Source organism: Streptomyces sp. NPDC025618 (genome assembly GCF_055558795.1).
The window spans coordinates 66,758-82,935 of the sequence record NZ_JBVHLW010000016.1; the positions used below are offsets into that span (position 1 = coordinate 66,758).

General features: G+C 72.7%; 13 protein-coding genes, 1 tRNA gene and 1 other RNA gene. 4 read left to right on the top strand and 11 right to left on the bottom strand.

Annotation, left to right across the window (positions count from 1 at the left end):
- The first annotated feature begins 198 nt into the window (after positions 1-198).
- Positions 199-2,001 carry a S9 family peptidase gene (locus ACZ4A5_RS16350; protein WP_467583571.1) on the top strand — a complete coding sequence of 601 codons (1,803 nt, stop codon included), beginning with the start codon at positions 199-201 and terminating at the stop codon, positions 1,999-2,001.
- Here the strand turns inward: ACZ4A5_RS16350 and ACZ4A5_RS16355 are convergent.
- The 5 genes from ACZ4A5_RS16355 to ACZ4A5_RS16375 form a co-directional block, all read right to left on the bottom strand.
- Entirely contained in the window at positions 1,928-2,836 is a 909-nt protein-coding gene (locus ACZ4A5_RS16355; protein WP_467583431.1) for an SURF1 family protein, read from the bottom strand. The two genes, ACZ4A5_RS16350 and ACZ4A5_RS16355, sit on opposite strands and share 74 nt — an antisense overlap.
- Before the next feature lie 72 nt (positions 2,837-2,908).
- Positions 2,909-4,090, bottom strand: a complete 1,182-nt coding sequence (locus tag ACZ4A5_RS16360; RefSeq protein WP_467583434.1) for a hypothetical protein — start codon at positions 4,088-4,090, stop codon at positions 2,909-2,911.
- Positions 4,087-4,662, bottom strand: coding sequence for a SigE family RNA polymerase sigma factor (locus ACZ4A5_RS16365; RefSeq protein ID WP_467583437.1), 576 nt, complete (start codon positions 4,660-4,662; stop codon positions 4,087-4,089). Before ACZ4A5_RS16365 ends, ACZ4A5_RS16360 begins: the two co-directional genes overlap by 4 nt.
- Positions 4,663-5,035: 373 nt before the next feature.
- The gene (locus ACZ4A5_RS16370) at positions 5,036-6,136 is read right to left on the bottom strand and encodes an aspartate-semialdehyde dehydrogenase (protein WP_467583440.1); all 1,101 of its coding nucleotides are present in this window, start codon (positions 6,134-6,136) and stop codon (positions 5,036-5,038) included.
- Entirely contained in the window at positions 6,133-7,404 is a 1,272-nt protein-coding gene (locus ACZ4A5_RS16375) for an aspartate kinase (RefSeq protein ID WP_116213049.1), read from the bottom strand. Before ACZ4A5_RS16375 ends, ACZ4A5_RS16370 begins: the two co-directional genes overlap by 4 nt.
- 283 nt (positions 7,405-7,687) lie before the next feature.
- Here ACZ4A5_RS16375 and ACZ4A5_RS16380 point away from each other — a divergent pair, with 283 nt between their 5' ends.
- Positions 7,688-8,446: a hypothetical protein gene (locus ACZ4A5_RS16380; protein ID WP_467583443.1), complete on the top strand. Its 759-nt coding sequence runs from the start codon at positions 7,688-7,690 to the stop codon at positions 8,444-8,446.
- Between the two features lie 19 nt (positions 8,447-8,465).
- Here ACZ4A5_RS16380 and ACZ4A5_RS16385 read toward each other — a convergent pair whose 3' ends face one another.
- The 5 genes from ACZ4A5_RS16385 to ffs all read right to left on the bottom strand — a co-directional run bounded on the left by ACZ4A5_RS16385 (position 8,466) and on the right by ffs (position 12,785).
- The gene (locus ACZ4A5_RS16385; RefSeq protein ID WP_467583446.1) at positions 8,466-9,122 is read right to left on the bottom strand and encodes a DUF5063 domain-containing protein; all 657 of its coding nucleotides are present in this window, start codon (positions 9,120-9,122) and stop codon (positions 8,466-8,468) included.
- On the bottom strand, positions 9,115-9,714 hold the full coding sequence (recR, locus tag ACZ4A5_RS16390; protein WP_467583449.1) for a recombination mediator RecR: 600 nt from the start codon (positions 9,712-9,714) through the stop codon (positions 9,115-9,117). Before recR ends, ACZ4A5_RS16385 begins: the two co-directional genes overlap by 8 nt.
- Positions 9,715-9,784: 70 nt before the next feature.
- Positions 9,785-10,141 carry a YbaB/EbfC family nucleoid-associated protein gene (locus ACZ4A5_RS16395; protein ID WP_467583452.1) on the bottom strand — a complete coding sequence of 119 codons (357 nt, stop codon included), beginning with the start codon at positions 10,139-10,141 and terminating at the stop codon, positions 9,785-9,787.
- 186 nt (positions 10,142-10,327) lie between these two features.
- Positions 10,328-12,613, bottom strand: coding sequence for a DNA polymerase III subunit gamma and tau (locus tag ACZ4A5_RS16400; RefSeq protein ID WP_467583455.1), 2,286 nt, complete (start codon positions 12,611-12,613; stop codon positions 10,328-10,330).
- A 77-nt stretch (positions 12,614-12,690) separates the two neighbouring features.
- Positions 12,691-12,785, bottom strand: an RNA gene (gene ffs, locus ACZ4A5_RS16405) — signal recognition particle sRNA small type.
- A gap of 110 nt (positions 12,786-12,895) precedes the next feature.
- Here ffs and ACZ4A5_RS16410 point away from each other — a divergent pair.
- Positions 12,896-12,983, top strand: a tRNA-Ser gene (locus ACZ4A5_RS16410).
- 197 nt (positions 12,984-13,180) lie between these two features.
- On the opposite strand, the gene ACZ4A5_RS16415 is transcribed toward ACZ4A5_RS16410, so the two are convergent.
- The gene (locus tag ACZ4A5_RS16415) at positions 13,181-13,582 is read right to left on the bottom strand and encodes a hypothetical protein (RefSeq protein ID WP_467583457.1); all 402 of its coding nucleotides are present in this window, start codon (positions 13,580-13,582) and stop codon (positions 13,181-13,183) included.
- 201 nt (positions 13,583-13,783) lie between these two features.
- On the opposite strand from ACZ4A5_RS16415, the gene ACZ4A5_RS16420 reads away from it, so the two are divergent.
- Entirely contained in the window at positions 13,784-16,147 is a 2,364-nt protein-coding gene (locus ACZ4A5_RS16420; RefSeq protein ID WP_467583459.1) for an Orn/Lys/Arg family decarboxylase, read from the top strand.
- Positions 16,148-16,178: the final 31 nt, after the last annotated feature.

Below are 16,178 nucleotides of genomic sequence, written 5' to 3' on the forward strand. Positions count from 1 at the left end.
GTACTGATGGGGCACTTCGGGGGGACCGCGGCGGCTCCTCGGCCGCGAAAGTTATCCACAGGCTGTGGCACCCCGCGACACGATGTCGGACCCGCGGCGCAGAATGGGGCCATGACTGAGAGCAACGGGGCCGAGCTGACCAGCGGGACCACGCAGGCCGAGGGGGACACGACGAGCGAGGCGGCGGCGCGAGCGGCCATGCCGGACTGGGAGAAGCGCTTCCGGGCGCCGCGGCTCGGGCTGCCGCAGTGGGCGGAGGACGCCCCGGACCGCTCGCTGTTCGTCTCGAACGTGACGGGCACCTTCGAGCTGTACGCCTGGGACCGCGCGACGGGCGAGCAGCGCCAGGTGACCGACCGGCCGAACGGCACGACGGGCGGCGTGCTGTCGCCGGACGGCGAATGGATCTGGTGGTTCTCCGATTCGGACGGCGACGAGTTCGGCGTCTGGATGCGCCAGCCCTTCCACGGCGGGGCCGACGAGCCGGCCGCGCCGGGCCTCGCCCCCTCCTATCCCGGCGGCCTGGCCCTGGGCCGCGACGGCACCGCGGTCGTCGGCCGGTCCACGGACAAGGGGGGCTCGACGGTCCATGTGGCGCGCCCCGGTGCGGAGCCCGTCGAGATCTATCACCACGAGGAGTCCGCGGGCGTCGGTGACCTCTCCCACGACGGCACCCTGATCGCCATCGAGCACACCGAGCACGGCGACGCCATGCACTCGGCGATCCGCATCGTGCGCACCGACGGCACCACCATCGCCGAGCTGGACGACACCCGCGGCGGCACGGAGGAGCTCGGGCTCGCGGTCATGGGCTTCGCCCCGGTCGACGGCGACTCCCGGCTGCTGATCGGTCACCAGCGGCGCGGCCGCTGGGAGCCGATGCTGTGGGACGCGGCGACGGGCGAGGAGACCACCCTGACCCTCGATCTGCCCGGCGACCTGCACGCCGACTGGTATCCGGACGGCTCCGCGCTGCTCGTCGAGCACAGCTTCCAGGCACGCAGCGAGCTGTGGCGGTACGGGCTGGCCGACGGCACTCTCAGCCGGCTCGACACCCCTGAGGGCACCGTCTCCGGAGCGCTGCCCCGCCCGGACGGCACGGTGGAGTTCCTGTGGTCCTCGGCGGCGACGCCGCCCGCCGTCCGGTCCACGAGCGGTCAGCTCGTGCTGGAGCCGCCGCGCGTGCCGGGCGGCATCGGCCGCGCCCCGCACTCGGTCCCCGTCAGCGACGTCTGGGTGGAGGGGCCGGGCGGCAAGGTGCACGCCCTGGTGCAGAAGCCGGAGGGCGAGGGCCCCTTCCCGACGGTCTTCGACATCCACGGCGGCCCGACGTGGCACGACAGCGACGAGTTCGCAGCGGGCCCCGCGGCCTGGGTCGACCACGGCTTCGCGGTGATCCGGGTCAACTACCGCGGTTCGACCGGCTACGGCCGCGCCTGGACGGACGCCCTCAAGCACCGGGTGGGCCTGATCGAGCTGGAGGACATCGCGGCGGTGCGGGAGTGGGCCGTGGCCTCCGGCCTCGCGGACCCCGGCCGGCTGGTCCTCTCCGGCGGCTCGTGGGGCGGCTATCTGACCCTGCTGGGCCTGGGCACCCAGCCGGACGCCTGGGCACTCGGCCTGGCGGCGGTGCCCGTCGCCGACTATGTGACGGCCTATCACGACGAGATGGAGGCGCTGAAGGCCCTGGACCGCACGCTGCTGGGCGGCACCCCGGAGGAGGTGCCGGAGCGCTATGCGGCGTCCTCACCGCTGACCTACGCCGACGACGTGCGCGCGCCGGTCTACATCTCGGCCGGCATGAACGACCCGCGCTGCCCGATCCGGCAGATCGAGAACTACGTCGACCGGCTGAAGGAGCGCTCCCACCCCCTGGAGGTCTACCGCTACGACGCTGGCCACGGCTCCCTGGTGGTGGAGGAGCGGATCAAGCAGCTCCGGCTGGAGATCGCTTTTGCGGAGCGTCACCTGGGCCGCCGTCCGGACCGCTCGGAGGCGTAGGGCCGTCGCCGCCCGTGGGGCCGTCGCCGCCGGCAGGGCGGGCCGGTCCCGCGGGCTCGTCCGGGGCGATGCCGAGCGCGAGGTCCCGCGCGGCCTCCACCTCGCGGCGGAAGAGCCGGAACCACATGAAGACGACGAAGCCGGCGAAGACGAACCACTCACCGGTGTAGCCGAGGTTCTGGAAGGACTTGAGGTCGAGACCGCTGCCGGGCGCGGCGGCCGCGGGCACGGGCGTCATCGCCCCCTCGGCCTTCGGCGTCGTGATCCACGCGTCGTAGACCTCGTACGGCACGAGGTTGACCAGCGTGGCCGCGCTGATGATGCCGACCTGCCCCTTGGGCAGGCCGCTGTCCGCCCGTACGCCCTTGGAACCGGGGGCCTCCGCGGACTGGAGGGCGCCGGTGACGGTGACATGGCCGGCCGGCGGGGCGGGGACGGCGGCGGCGTCCGACCGGGAGTCCGGGTCGCCGGGCAGCCAGCCGCGCACGACGGGCAGGGCCTTGCCGCCGTCGGTGCGCAGCAGGGTGAGGACGTAGAAGCCCTTGCGCTCGTTCAGTTCCCGGTCGGGGACGAGCAGCTGGTGTCCGGCGTCGTAGCGCCCGCTGGCGACGGCCTGGCGGCCGGAGGTCACGGTGCTGACCGGCAGCAGATCGGCCAGCGGCTCGGCCGCCGCGGATCGGGCGTCATCGGCCTGCGTCTGCGCCGCGCGGTGCGAGTCGACACGGGCTTCGAAGCGGCCGAGCTGCCAGCTGCCCATGAAGAGGCAGAAGGGGATGGACAGCACGGCGAAGGCGTTGATCCCCCACCAGCGGGAAGTCAGCAGGAACCGATACACACCCCCACGGTACGGGCAGGGCGCCCGCTCTCGGCCAGCACCCCCGGATCCCGGGCCGGGCCGGAGCCCTCGCTACTGCGCCGTGGCCAGGGGGCCCGTGCGGTAGACCGTGCCCGCGCAGGCGTCGTTGATCTTCGTGTCGGCTATCGCCGGTTCGCCGACGTCCGGCGTGTGGCTGAGCACCACGCTCGGCGGGGGCGGCGGCGGAGGCGGGTCGGAGACGGAGGGCTTGTTCCCCTCGGCGGCGGCGCCCGCCGAGGTCGAGGGCGCCGCGCTGCCGCCGCCCGGGGTGGGCGTGGCCCCGCCCGTGTTCTTCGCGCAGCCGGTGGGGCCGCCGCCGGGCGCCGGGATCCAGGCGAACTTCACCTCGTACGCCTGGCCGGGCTGGAGGATGACCTCGCTGGGCTCCGCGGTCGGGTTGGGCAGGCCGGTCGCGGCGTCGCCAGGCGTGTGGTCCACGACGGAGACCCGCGCGCTGTCGGCGCTGCCGCGCGCGCTGGCGGCGACGGTGCCTGGCCCCGCCACCGTACAGACGGAGCGGGAGACGTTGACGACGCGGAAGGCGCCGTAGACCCGGCCGTCCTTGTCGGCGGCGCCGACCGTGCCGGAGCCCTTGCCCAGCTGGTCGCGGTCGCACGTGGGCGAGACGGCCGCGAAGGTGTTCGCGGGGTCGGGGACGGCGCCGCTCGGGGAGCCGGACGGCTTGATCTCGCTGTCCGGCTTGTTGCCCTCGGGCTTGCGGCCGTCGTCCGGCTGCCGGTCCTTGTCCGCGGGGGTGTCCGGCCGGGCCCGCCCGCTGCCCTCGACGACGCCGTCGCTCAGGCCCTCGTCGGTCTCCGGCTGGGCGTTGTGCGCGCTGGCGGTGTTGGCGTGGCGCTCGTCGGTGGTGCCGGTGTCCGCGACGTGCAGGAGCGCGGGCAGCGCCGTGCCGCCGAGGATCACCGCGGCCGCGACGCCGACGAGCGCCTGGCGGCGGCGCGTGCGCCGGGCGGGCACGGCGCGGCGCAGCTGCTCCAGCGCGTCGGCGGAGGGCTCGATGTCGCCCACCGCGCCGCGCAGCAGCCGCCGCAGGGCCTGTTCGTCGAGCGACTCGGGGGACTCGCCTCCGGGCACCCCGGCCGGGCCCGGCTCGCGCTCGGGCGATCCGGGGAGCGTCGGCCACCCATCGCGGCCCTCGCCCGGGCCGCCGTCGCCGGAACCGCCGGCGGACGGGCCCTCGCCGCGCGGGGGGCCACCGGGAAACTGCTGGTTCATGCCGGAGCCTCCATGGCGACACGGAGGGCCGCGATGCCCCGGGAGCCGTATGCCTTGACCGACCCGAGCGAGAGGCCCAGGGTCTCGGCGACCTGGGCCTCGGTCATGTCGGCGAAGTAGCGGAGGACGAGCACCTCACGCTGGCGGCGCTGCAGTCCGCGCATCGCGGTGATCAATTGGTCTCGCTCCAGCTGTTCGTACGCGCCCTCTTCGGCGCTCGCCATGTCGGGCATCGGCTTGGAGAGCAGCTTCAGCCCGAGGATGCGGCGGCGCAGCGCCGATCTGGACAGATTGACGACAGTCTGCCTCAAATAGGCGAGGGTCTTCTCCGGCTCCCGGACGCGGTTGCGCGCGGAGTGCACCCGGATGAACGCCTCCTGCACCACGTCCTCGCAGGACGCGGTGTCGTCGAGGAGCAGCGCCGCCAGGCCGAGCAGCGACCGGTAATGGGCGCGGTAGGTCTCGGTGAGGTGGTCGACTGTGGTGCCCGCTGCCATCGCCTCGTCAGCGTCCCCACGCTGGGGCGGCAGCTGGGTGGCGGGGGTGGCCGGCCAGGGAGCGATCACCGGCATACCGCCCGGCGTGCGCGGACGCGGACGCACTGCACTGCTGCGCCGCGGGGCGGTTGCGATGCTGATGACCTCTGCCACGCCTGTTGGACACGCTTCCCCCCGTCAGGGTTGTACGCGCGGGGCGGCCTGTCCGACGGAACACCGCTCGACGACGCGTCATATGCCCTCATGCGTACCAGCTCTTCCTCGATGCCCCGATTTTGGTGCCACCCCGAGAGACGGCATCAAAGACGCTCCCCGCCCCGCCGGCGGTTGCGGTGCGGGGCCGTGGCCACACCGTCGGACAGGGTGTGAATAGTCGAACACACCATCTGCCCAGCTCAAGAGGTCTGGACCAACGACTTGATCACAGGACCTTCACGAGCCCTCCCGGTCAGGGGACGGTCAGCTCGGCCGCCACGACCTCCGCGATCTGGGCGGTGTTGAGCGCCGCTCCCTTGCGCAGATTGTCGCCGCAGACGAACAGCTCCAGGGCCTTCGGGTCGTCCAGCGAGCGCCGCACGCGGCCCACCCACGTCGGATCCGTGCCCACCGCGTCCGCGGGGGTGGGGAACTCCCCCTCGGCCGGGTCGTCGACGAGCACCACGCCCGGCGCGTTGGCCAGGATCTCGTGCGCCTGCTCCACGGTCACGTCCTTCTCGAAGCGCGCGTGCACGGCCAGCGAGTGCGTGGTGAGCACCGGTACGCGCACACAGGTCGCGCTGACCCGCAGCTCCGGCAGCCCCAGGATCTTCCGCGACTCCTCACGGACCTTCAGCTCCTCGGACGACCAGCCGGCCTCCCGCAGGGAACCCGCCCAGGGCACCACGTTCAGCGCCAGCGGCGCCGGGAACGGCCCCAGGTCGTCACCGACCGCCCGCCGCACATCGCCCGGCTTCCCGCCCAGATCCGTGCCCGCGACCGCGGCCAGCTGGGCCCGCAGCGCCTCCACACCGGCCTGTCCCGCGCCCGAGGCCGCCTGGTACGAGGAGACGATCAGCTCGCTCAGCCCGAACTCGGCGTGCAGCGCGCCCACCGCGACGATCATCGACAGCGTGGTGCAGTTGGGGTTGGAGACGATCCCGCGCGGCCGCAGGAGCGCCGCGTGCGCGTTGACCTCGGGCACCACCAGCGGCACGTCCGGATCCATCCGGAACGCCCCGGAGTTGTCCACGACGACCGCGCCCTTGGCCACGGCCACCGGCGCCCACTGCGCGGCCACCTCGTCCGGCACGTCGAACATCGCGACGTCGACGCCCTCGAACACCTCCTCGCTCAGCGCGAGGACCTCACTCTCCACGCCCCGGACGGTCAGCTTCCGGCCCGCAGAGCGGGCGGACGCGACGAGGCGGACCTCGCCCCACACGTCCGCGCGCTGCGACAGGATGCCGAGCAGCACCGTCCCGACGGCGCCCGTGGCGCCGACGACGGCGAGGGTCGGCCTACGGCCCGTACCCCCCGAGGGGATACGGGCCGCGGGGCCGGTGCCGGTCATCGACCGGTGCCTCCGTAGACGACGGCCTCGTCGCTCTCGGTGTCCAGGCCGAAGGCGGTGTGCACGGCGCGCACGGCCTCGTTCACGTCGTCGGCACGCGTGACCACCGAGATACGGATCTCGGAGGTCGAGATGAGCTCGATGTTCACCCCCGCGTTCGACAGCGACTCGAAGAACGTCGCGGTGACCCCGGGGTTCGTCTTCATCCCCGCGCCGACCAGCGAGATCTTGGCGATCTGGTCGTCGTAGCGCAGCGAGTCGAAACCGACCCGGTCCTTCGTCCGCTCCAGCGCCTCGATCGCCTTGCGGCCCTCGGTCTTCGGCAGGGTGAAGGAGATGTCGGTCAGACCCGTGGACGCCGCCGAGACGTTCTGCACGACCATGTCGATGTTGATCTCGGCATCCGCGATCGCCCGGAAGATCGTCGCCGCCTCGCCCGGCTTGTCCGGCACCCCGACGACCGTGACCTTGGCCTCGGAGGTGTCATGGGCAACACCCGAAATGATCGCCTGCTCCATCGGCTGGTCCCCTCGCGGTTCGTTGCTGACCCAGGTGCCCTGGAGCCCCGAGAAGGACGAGCGCACGTGGATCGGGATGTTGTAACGGCGTGCGTACTCCACGCACCGGTGCAGCAGCACCTTGGACCCGGAGCTCGCCAGCTCCAGCATGTCCTCGAACGAGATCCACTCGATCTTCCGGGCCTTCTTCACGACCCGCGGGTCCGCGGTGAAGACACCGTCCACATCGGTGTAGATCTCGCACACCTCGGCGTTCAGCGCGGCGGCCAGCGCCACGGCGGTGGTGTCACTGCCACCCCGCCCCAGGGTCGTGATGTCCTTCTTGTCCTGGGACACACCCTGGAAGCCCGCCACGATCGCGATATTGCCCGCGTCGACGGACTGCTGGATCCGCCCCGGCGTGACATCGATGATCCGCGCTTTGTTGTGGACCGAGTCGGTGATGACCCCGGCCTGGCTGCCGGTGAACGACTGCGCCTCGTGACCGAGGTTTTTGATCGCCATCGCCAGCAGCGCCATGGAGATGCGCTCCCCGGCGGTCAGCAGCATGTCGAACTCACGCCCGGCAGGGATCGGGGAAACCTGCCCGGCGAGATCGATCAACTCGTCCGTCGTGTCACCCATCGCGGAAACCACGACAACCACACGGTTGCCGTTCTTCTTGGCTTCCACGATTCGCTTGGCGACCCGCTTGATGCCCTCGGCATCGGCAACGGAGGAGCCTCCGTACTTCTGCACGACAAGGCCCACGTGCGCTCCTCGCAGCTATGTGTAATGCGGTCGGCTCAGTCTAACGAGCGACTGCTTTCGGCCATGCGGATACCGCATGCTGAGACGGTTTCGCTCTCGGCGGTCCCCCTGCCCGCCGTGCCCGCTCCCACGCTCGAAGGTAACCCAGCTCACACCCCCCGCGCCGCCCGGGCCGGGGCCGGGGCGCGGGGTGATCCACAAAAAGGCCGGGGGAAAATACCCGCATGATGATCAAGCACTTCTGCTCCGCGCTGCGGAACATGCGCATGCTGCTGAGCTCGCGGTGAGCGCCGAGCGCCCGCCCGCCCCCGCGAGGGCCCGTACGGGGCGGCGGTCGACCCTGGCCGCGGCGGTGGCCGGCGCGGTCTGCGCGATCGCCTCGGCGTATCTGCTGCTGGTCACCGTGCCCGGCGCGCGGGCCGAGGCGCGGCACTTCCGTGCCGCCGCCTCCTGCCGGGCCGACGCGGCGTCGGAGAAGTGCCTGCGGCCGGAGACGGCCACCGTGGACGGGACCGAGACGGTGACCTCGGGCAGTTCGAGGCAGTGGTGGCTCTCGGTCACCCAGGACGACGGCACCGGCCACCGCATCCGGATGGCCGGACGGCCCCGCGTCGCCCACAAGGCCAAGCCCGGTGACCGCGTGACCGTCACCTACTGGCACCACAAGAGCCGCTATGTCGACTTCCGCAACATGCGGGAGGCCACCCACGACGACCCGCGGAACGGCTACCGCCTGCCGTACGCGCTCGCCCTGGCGCTGCTGCCCGCGGCCGCGGGCTCCCTCTGGGCGGCCTACTGCTTCGGCCGGCGCTCCGCGGACGCGCCGCGGCCTCCGCTCCGGCGGCTCGCCATCCCGTCGGCGGCGGCCCTCCTCGCCGCGCTGCTGGGCGCCGCGTCACCGTGGTACGTCCACGGCGTGGGGAAACCCCTGCTGATCACGGGCGTGGCCACCGTGCCCCTGGCGGCCTGGGCCGCCCTCACCCTCGTCCGCCACCGCGAGCGGGCGGACGAGGCGAACGCGCTCGTACCGTCCGGCGGCTGACCGCCGGGAGCCGGGCGCCTCAGGAGCGGTGGAGCCCCAGCGGGCCGCCTATTTCCGCCGCCATCACCCGCCCGGCCTCCTCGGCCAGCTGCTCCTCGGTGGCCGCCGCGTCCGTGTCCAGGCCGTCCAGCTCGTCCAGCGGCTGGTCCAGGCGCACATGCGCGACCAGCGACTGGAGCGCCCGGAGCGACGCGGAGGCCGTGGGTCCCCAGTTGGAGAGGTAGGAGAACTGCCACCACCACAGCGCCTCGCTCACCCGGCCGTCGCGGTAGTGGGCCATGCCGTGCCGCAGGTCGGTGATGATGTCGGCGAGGTCGTCGGAGATCCGGCAGGCGACGGGCGCGGTGCGCGGCACGTACGGGTCGAAGACCTCGGAGTAGACGTCCACGGGGTCCAGCAGCCGGGCGAACCGCTCGCGCAGCTCGTCCACGTCGGGCTCCGGGCCGACATCCGGCTCGTAGCGCTCGTCGGGGAGGAAGTCCTCGTGCGCGCCGAGCCGGCCGCCGGTCAGGAGGAGCTGGGAGACCTCCAGCAGCAGGAAGGGCACGGCGCTGTCCGGCTCGTCACCGCGCGACACCTCGGTCACGGCGACGATGAAGCTCTCGATCGAATCCGCGATCTGGACGGCGAAATCGTCGGGATCGCGCTTGGCGTCATGCAGCGTTGCGTCAGACATCGAGAAGTCGTCTCCCTTCGAAGGCACGCCCGAGCGTGACCTCGTCGGCGTATTCGAGATCGCCACCCACAGGCAGACCACTGGCCAGCCGCGTGACCTTCAAACCCATGGGCTTCACCATGCGCGCGAGGTACGTGGCGGTGGCCTCCCCCTCCAGATTGGGGTCCGTGGCGAGAATCAGCTCGGTGACCGTGCCGTCCGCGAGCCGCGTGAGCAACTCACGGATGCGCAGGTCATCGGGGCCGACGCCCTCGATGGGGCTGATGGCCCCGCCGAGCACGTGATAGCGACCGCGGAACTCACGGGTCCGCTCGATCGCGACGACATCCTTGGACTCCTCCACGACGCAGATCACCGCGGGGTCGCGGCGCGGGTCCTGGCAGACCCGGCACCGCTCCTCCTGGGCGACATTGCCGCAGACGGCACAGAAGCGGACCTTCGCCTTGACCTCGGTCAGGGCGTGCGCGAGCCGGCGGACGTCGGCGGGCTCGGCCTGGAGGATGTGGAAGGCGATCCGCTGCGCGCTCTTGGGACCGACACCGGGCAGCCTGCCCAGCTCGTCGATGAGGTCCTGGACCACGCCTTCGTACACGGATCGAACACTCCTTCTGCTTCTGCGGTTGTCTTCCGGCCGGCGGTTTCCGGGCCGGCCGTTTCCGGTGCTAGAACGGCAGGCCGGGCAGGCCGCCGCCCAGACCGGCGGTCAGCGGGCCGAGCTTGTCCTGCTGGAGCTGCTGCGCGGCCGCGTTGGCGTCGCGGACGGCGGCCACGACGAGATCGGCGAGCGTCTCGGCGTTCTCCTCGGCGGTCCCCGCCTCGGGGTCCACGGCCTTGGGGTCGATGACCAGGTTCTGCAGCTCACCGGCGCCGGTGACGGTGGCCTTCACGAGGCCGCCGCCCGCGGTGCCCTCGACGGGCGTGCGCGCGAGCTCCTCCTGGGCCGCGGCGAGATCCTGCTGCATCTTCTGGGCCTGCTGGAGCAGCTGCTGCATGTTGGGCTGGCCACCACCGGGGATCACGGTTTCGCTCCTGGCTGTCGACGTCAAACCTTCGGTAGCCCGAGCCTACGTGTTCGCCGCTGCCCGCGCCCTATGGTCTACGGCTACGCATCCTGTTCGGTCCGCTGCTTGACCGGAGGCGGGGCGTGAGCGGGCCCGCCGCGCGCCCCCGAGGCCGGAACCACGGGGGCGCCCCGCCGCCCGCGCCTACTCGTTGGCGATCTCCTCGATCACCGTCGCGCCCAGCTCGCGGACGATCAGATCGTGGCCGGTCAGCGCGGAGTCGACCAGATCCGGGTCGTCCTCCTCCGGCATGTCGTCCTCCAGCGCGACCGGCGGGGGCTCCGGCTCCCGGTGGACCGGCGCCGCCGGGGGCGGGCCCTGGCGCTGCTCCCGCGCGGGAGGCGCCGCGGGGGCCTGCGGGGGGCGGGCCGCGAAGCCCGGGGAGGCGGGGGGCGCGGCCGCGGGCCCGCTCTGGCCGCCGCCGGAACCGTGCGTACCCGCGTAATTCACGACCGGGGCGCCACCACCGCCCCCGCCACCGCCGGGCGAAACGACGAGCTCGACCTTCCACTGCACATTGAGCGCGTCGGTGATCGCCTGCCGCAGGACCTCTTCACTGCCGCTGTTGGCGAAGCTGTCCCGCGCGCCGGCGTTCGCGAAGCCGATCTGGAGGGTCGTCCCGTCGAAGCCGACGACGTCCGCGTTCTGGCTGAGCACGATCCACGTGAAACGGCGGCGGTTCTTGACCGCCTCCAGGATCTGCGGCCACATCTGCCGCACCTGGCTCGCGTCCCCGGAGGGCTGCACCGGCGGGGCGGCTTGCTGGGGGCTGCCGTACGAAGCCGGGGCGGGCGCCGCGGGGGCCCCCTGGCCGGGAGCGGCGGCGGACGGCCACGCACCGGCGGCGGGCTTCGCGCCGACGCTTCCCTGGCTGCTGCCCTGGCCGCTTCCCTGACCGGTGCCCTGGCCGGGAGCGGCGGCCGAGGGCCAGGCGCCGGCGGTCCGCGCGGCGGGGGCCGCGGCCGGGGCGCTCTGCTGCTGGGGCGCCGCACCGGGAGCGGCCGCGGAGGGCCAGGCTCCGGCGGGCGCGCTCGGCTGAGCGGCGGCGGGGGCGGGGGCGGGCTGGGCCGGAGCTTGGGGGGCCGGGGGCTGGGCGGCGGGCGGGGGTGTCACAGGAGCGACAGGGGCCGCAGGAGCCACAGGGGCGCCTCCGGAGACCGCCGCGCGCGCGGCCGCGGGCCCGGAGAGCCCCGGGGCGGGCGCCCCGCCGTGGACCTCGGGCCCGGGGACATACCCGGCGGGGGCGCCCCCGCCCGCGAAGCCGCCCGCGAGCGCCCCGCGCTCCAGCTTTTCGAGCCGGGCCCGCACCGAGCGCTCGTCCTCGTACGCCGCGGGGAGCAGCACACGCGCGCAGATCAGCTCCAGCTGGAGCCGCGGCGAGGTCGCGCCGCGCATCTCCGTCAGCCCCTCGTTGACCAGGTCGGCGGCGCGGCTGAGCTCCGCGGCGCCGAAGACGGACGCCTGCGCCTGCATGCGCTCCACGACATCCGCCGGGGCGTCGATGAGCCCCTTCTCCCTGGCATCGGGCACCGCGGCGAGGATCACCAGGTCACGCAGCCGCTCCAGCAGGTCGGCGACGAAGCGGCGGGGGTCGTTGCCCCCCTCGATGACGCGGTCGACGACCTCGAAGGCCGCGGCGCCGTCGCCCGCCGCGAAGGCGTCGATGACGGAGTCGAGCAGCGAGCCCTCCGTATAACCGAGGAGGGACGTCGCCATGGCGTATGTCACACCATCCTCGGCGGCACCGGCGAGCAGCTGGTCCATCACGGACATCGAGTCACGCACGGACCCCGCGCCCGCCCGGACGACCAGCGGCAGCACGCCGTCCTCGACGGGGATCTCCTCCCGGCCGCACACCTCGCCGAGATAGTCGCGCAGCGTGCCCGGGGGCACGAGGCGGAACGGATAGTGGTGCGTACGCGACCGGATCGTCCCGATGACCTTCTCGGGCTCCGTGGTCGCGAAGATGAACTTCAGGTGCTCCGGAGGCTCCTCCACCACCTTCAGCAGGGCGTTGAAGCCCGCCGAGGTGACCATGTGGGCCTCGTCGATGATGTAGATCTTGTACCGGCTGGAGGCGGGGCCGAAGAACGCCTTCTCCCGCAGCTCACGGGCGTCGTCCACGCCACCGTGGGAGGCGGCGTCGATCTCGATCACGTCGATCGAGCCTCTGCCGTTGCGCGCGAGATCCTGACAGGACTGGCACTCACCGCAGGGCGTGGGCGTGGGGCCCTGCTCGCAGTTCAGACAGCGGGCGAGGATGCGCGCGCTGGTCGTCTTGCCACAGCCGCGCGGCCCGCTGAACAGATATGCGTGATTGACCCTGTTGTTCCGCAGCGCCTGCTGCAACGGGGTGGTGACATGCTCCTGCCCGATGACCTCTGCGAAGGACTCGGGGCGGTAGCGGCGGTAAAGCGCGAGGGACGACACACCTACGACGATATCGGGCCCCACTGACAAGTGGTCTCGATCACAGGGACCGCCCGCCCGGGGCAGCCCCGGGAAACACAAGGGCCCCCCACGCACCCGCCAGAGCCCACTTACCCTTGCTGCCTTCCGGCCCTGGGGGAGTTCGGTGAGATAGCGCCACGTGAGGGGCTTGCCCCCAGCCTAGCCGATCCCCACCCCTGCTCGTGCCCCCTCCCCCACCTCACCCCCACCTCGGCAGAACGTGTTCGCGAGCACCCCTCCACGTCTTGTATTGTTTGCGGCGGAGGATTCGCCTAGAGGCCTAGGGCGCACGCTTGGAAAGCGTGTTGGGGGCAACCCCTCACGAGTTCGAATCTCGTATCCTCCGCCAGTGCCTCACCGGGCACGAACCGAAGGCCCCGACCGGGAAACCGGCCGGGGCCTTCGGCGTTCTGCGGCGTGGGCGGCCCCGAGAAGCCGGCCCCGGCCCGATCGTCGTCAAAAAACCGCGCCCGGCAGCCCCCGGGCCCGCCCCTGGGCCGCCTCGTGCCCCGGGCCCGCGCCCGGACCGCCCCCTACCCCCTCCCCCTACTTCACCTCCACCCGCACCTTCCACGGCGTGACGACGAGCGGGCACAGGCGTCCGCCGCCGGAGTGGCAGTGCTTCGCCGCGCTGATCACGGCGATGCCGTCCTTCACCACGTGGAAGCGCGCCGTGGCGTCGCCCCTCGGGGTCTTGTGGCCCGCCGCCCAGTGGAGCACGGCGGAGTCGCTCACCGGGACGCTCCAGGAGTACGTGAGCCCATTCTCGCGGAAGCCGGTGAGCTTGACCTCGATGTCGTCGCCGGTGCGCGCGGACACGGTCCGGCCGTTGTCCGCGTCGGTGAGCGCGACGCGCTCGGCACGTACGGGCTGGGCGGCCGCGGGCACCGGTGCGCAGACGGCCAGGGCCGTCAGTGCCAGTGCCGCGCGCAGAGGGACAGCCTTCATGAACACTCCCGACGAGACGAAGAAGAAGACGGCAGAAGTACCCCATGCTTCCCGGCAGTTCGCCCCGTCAGTGGCGAGAGCGCCCGGAACCACTCCTACGGGTCGCCGGTCGGAGTGGATTCCCCGTCCGGGCGGTGTCGTCGGAGCCTGAAGCCCGTTGTCCCAGAGGCTCTATACGGCGAGGCGCCTGGAGGGACAGCCATGGCAGACGGAACGGTCCTGTTCGCGGTACGGGAGTTGCCGGAGGGCGGAGGTGCCGCGGCCGAGCAGTTGCGCAGGATCCGCGGGGAGTTGGAGGCCCGCGGGTTCGAGGTGCGCTGGGCCGGCACGAGTGACGACGCCCAGGCGGTGCTGCGCACCGAGGCGGGCCTGGCCGCCGCCGTCGTGGACTGGGATCTTCCGGGGCTGGGCAAGGGCGACGGGGGGACGGGCGGCGGCGAGGTGCTGCGCCGGACCGGGCAGCGCTTCCAGGACCTGCCGGTCTTCCTGGTCACGGCCGGCGAGGACCTCGACAATCTGCCGCTGTGGGTCGCGGAGACGGTGATCGGCTACATCTGGCCGCTGGAGGACACGGCGCCCTTCATCGCCGGCCGGATCGCGAGCGCGGCCCGTGGCTATCAGGAGGGCCTGCTGCCGCCGTTCTTCAAGGCGCTGCGCCGCTTCGACGACGCGCACGAGTACTCCTGGCACACCCCGGCCCACTCCGGGGGCGTCGCGTTCCTGAAGTCCCCGGTCGGCCGGGCGTTCCACGACTACTTCGGGGAGCGGCTGCTGCGCAGCGACCTGTCGATCTCCGTCGAGGAGCTCGGCTCGCTGTTCGAGCACACCGGTCCGGTCGGTGACGCCGAGCGCAACGCGGCCCGCATCTTCGGCGCCGACCGCACGTACTTCGTCCTGCACGGCGACTCGACCTGTGACCGCATGGTCGGTCACTTCAGCGTGACCCAGGACGAGATCGCGCTGGTGGACCGCAACTGCCACAAGTCGGTCCTGCACGGACTCGTGCTCTCCGGCGCCCGGCCGGTCTACCTCGTTCCCACCCGCAACGGCTACGGCCTGGCGGGCCCGCTGCCGCCCGCGGGGACCGAGGCGGGCGCGGTCGCCGACCGGGTCGCCCGCAACCCGCTGACGCGGGGCGCCGTGTCGCCGGAGGCGCAGTACGCGGTGCTCACCAACTCCACGTACGACGGCCTGTGTTACGACGCCGTCCAGGTGGCGCGGGCCTTCGCGCCCAGCACGCCCCGGCTGCACTTCGACGAGGCGTGGTTCGCGTACGCCCGCTTCCACCCCCTCTACGCCGGGCGCTACGGCATGGCGGTGGGCCCCGACACCTTCCCCGGGCCCGAGCGCCCCACCGTCTTCTCCACCCAGTCCACGCACAAGCTGCTGGCCGCGCTGTCGCAGAGCGCCATGGTGCATGTGAAGCCCGCGCCGCGGGCGCCGGTCGAACACGACCGGTTCAACGAGGCGTTCATGATGCACGGCACCACCTCGCCGCTGTATCCGATGATCGCGTCGCTGGACGTCGCCGCCGCGATGATGGACGGGCCGCAGGGCCGCTGGCTGATCGACGAGGCGGTGACGGAGGCGGTCCGCTTCCGGCAGACCGTCGTACGCGTCGGCCGGCGCGTCGCGGCCGCCGGTGACCGGCCGGGCTGGTTCTTCGGCGTCTGGCAGCCGGAGACGGTGACCGACCCGGCCACCGGTGACCGGGTGCCGTTCGCCGACGCCCCCGCCGAGCTGCTGCGCACCGACCCGGCCTGCTGGCAGCTGGAGCCCGGTGCCGACTGGCACGGCTTCGCCGGCCTGGCGGAGGGCTACTGCCTGCTCGACCCCGTCAAGGTCACGCTCACCTGTCCGGGCATCGACGCCACCGGGCGGATGGACGAGTGGGGCATCCCGGCGCGCGTCCTCACCACCTATCTGGCCACCCGGAACATCGTGGTGGAGAAGACCGACAGCTACACCACGCTCATCCTCTTCTCCATGGGGATCACCAAGGGCAAGTGGGGCACGCTGATGGACGCGTTGATGGACTTCAAGGCGCTCCACGACGAGGACGCGCCGCTGGACCGCGTGCTGCCCGAGCTGGTCGCCGCCCACCCGCAGCGCTATTCCGGAGGGACCCTGCGCGGGCTGTGCCAGGAGATGCACGACCATCTGCGCCAGGCGCGCCTGGTCGAGCTGCTGGACACCGCCTTCCAGGACCTGCCCGAGCCGGTCGCCCCGCCGCAGCACTGCTACCAGCGCCTCATCCGCGGCGGCACCGAGCGCGTACGGCTGGCCGACGCCGCGGACCGGGTGGCCGCCGCGATGGTCACCGTCACCCCGCCCGGCATCCCGGTCCTGATGCCCGGCGAGAACACCGGCGCCCCGGACGGACCCCTGCTGCGCTATCTGGCGGCGCTGGAGTCCTTCGACCGGCACTTCCCCGGCTTCCACAGCGAGACACACGGCGTGACCCTCGACGAGGACAGCGGCGACTATCTCATCGAGTGCGTACGGCTCATCCCGGCGCAGCAGACCGGCGACGGGAGCGGCGCGCGGCAGGAGGCGCGTTCCTGAGGGAGACGGAGGGCCGGACGGGGCCATGGGC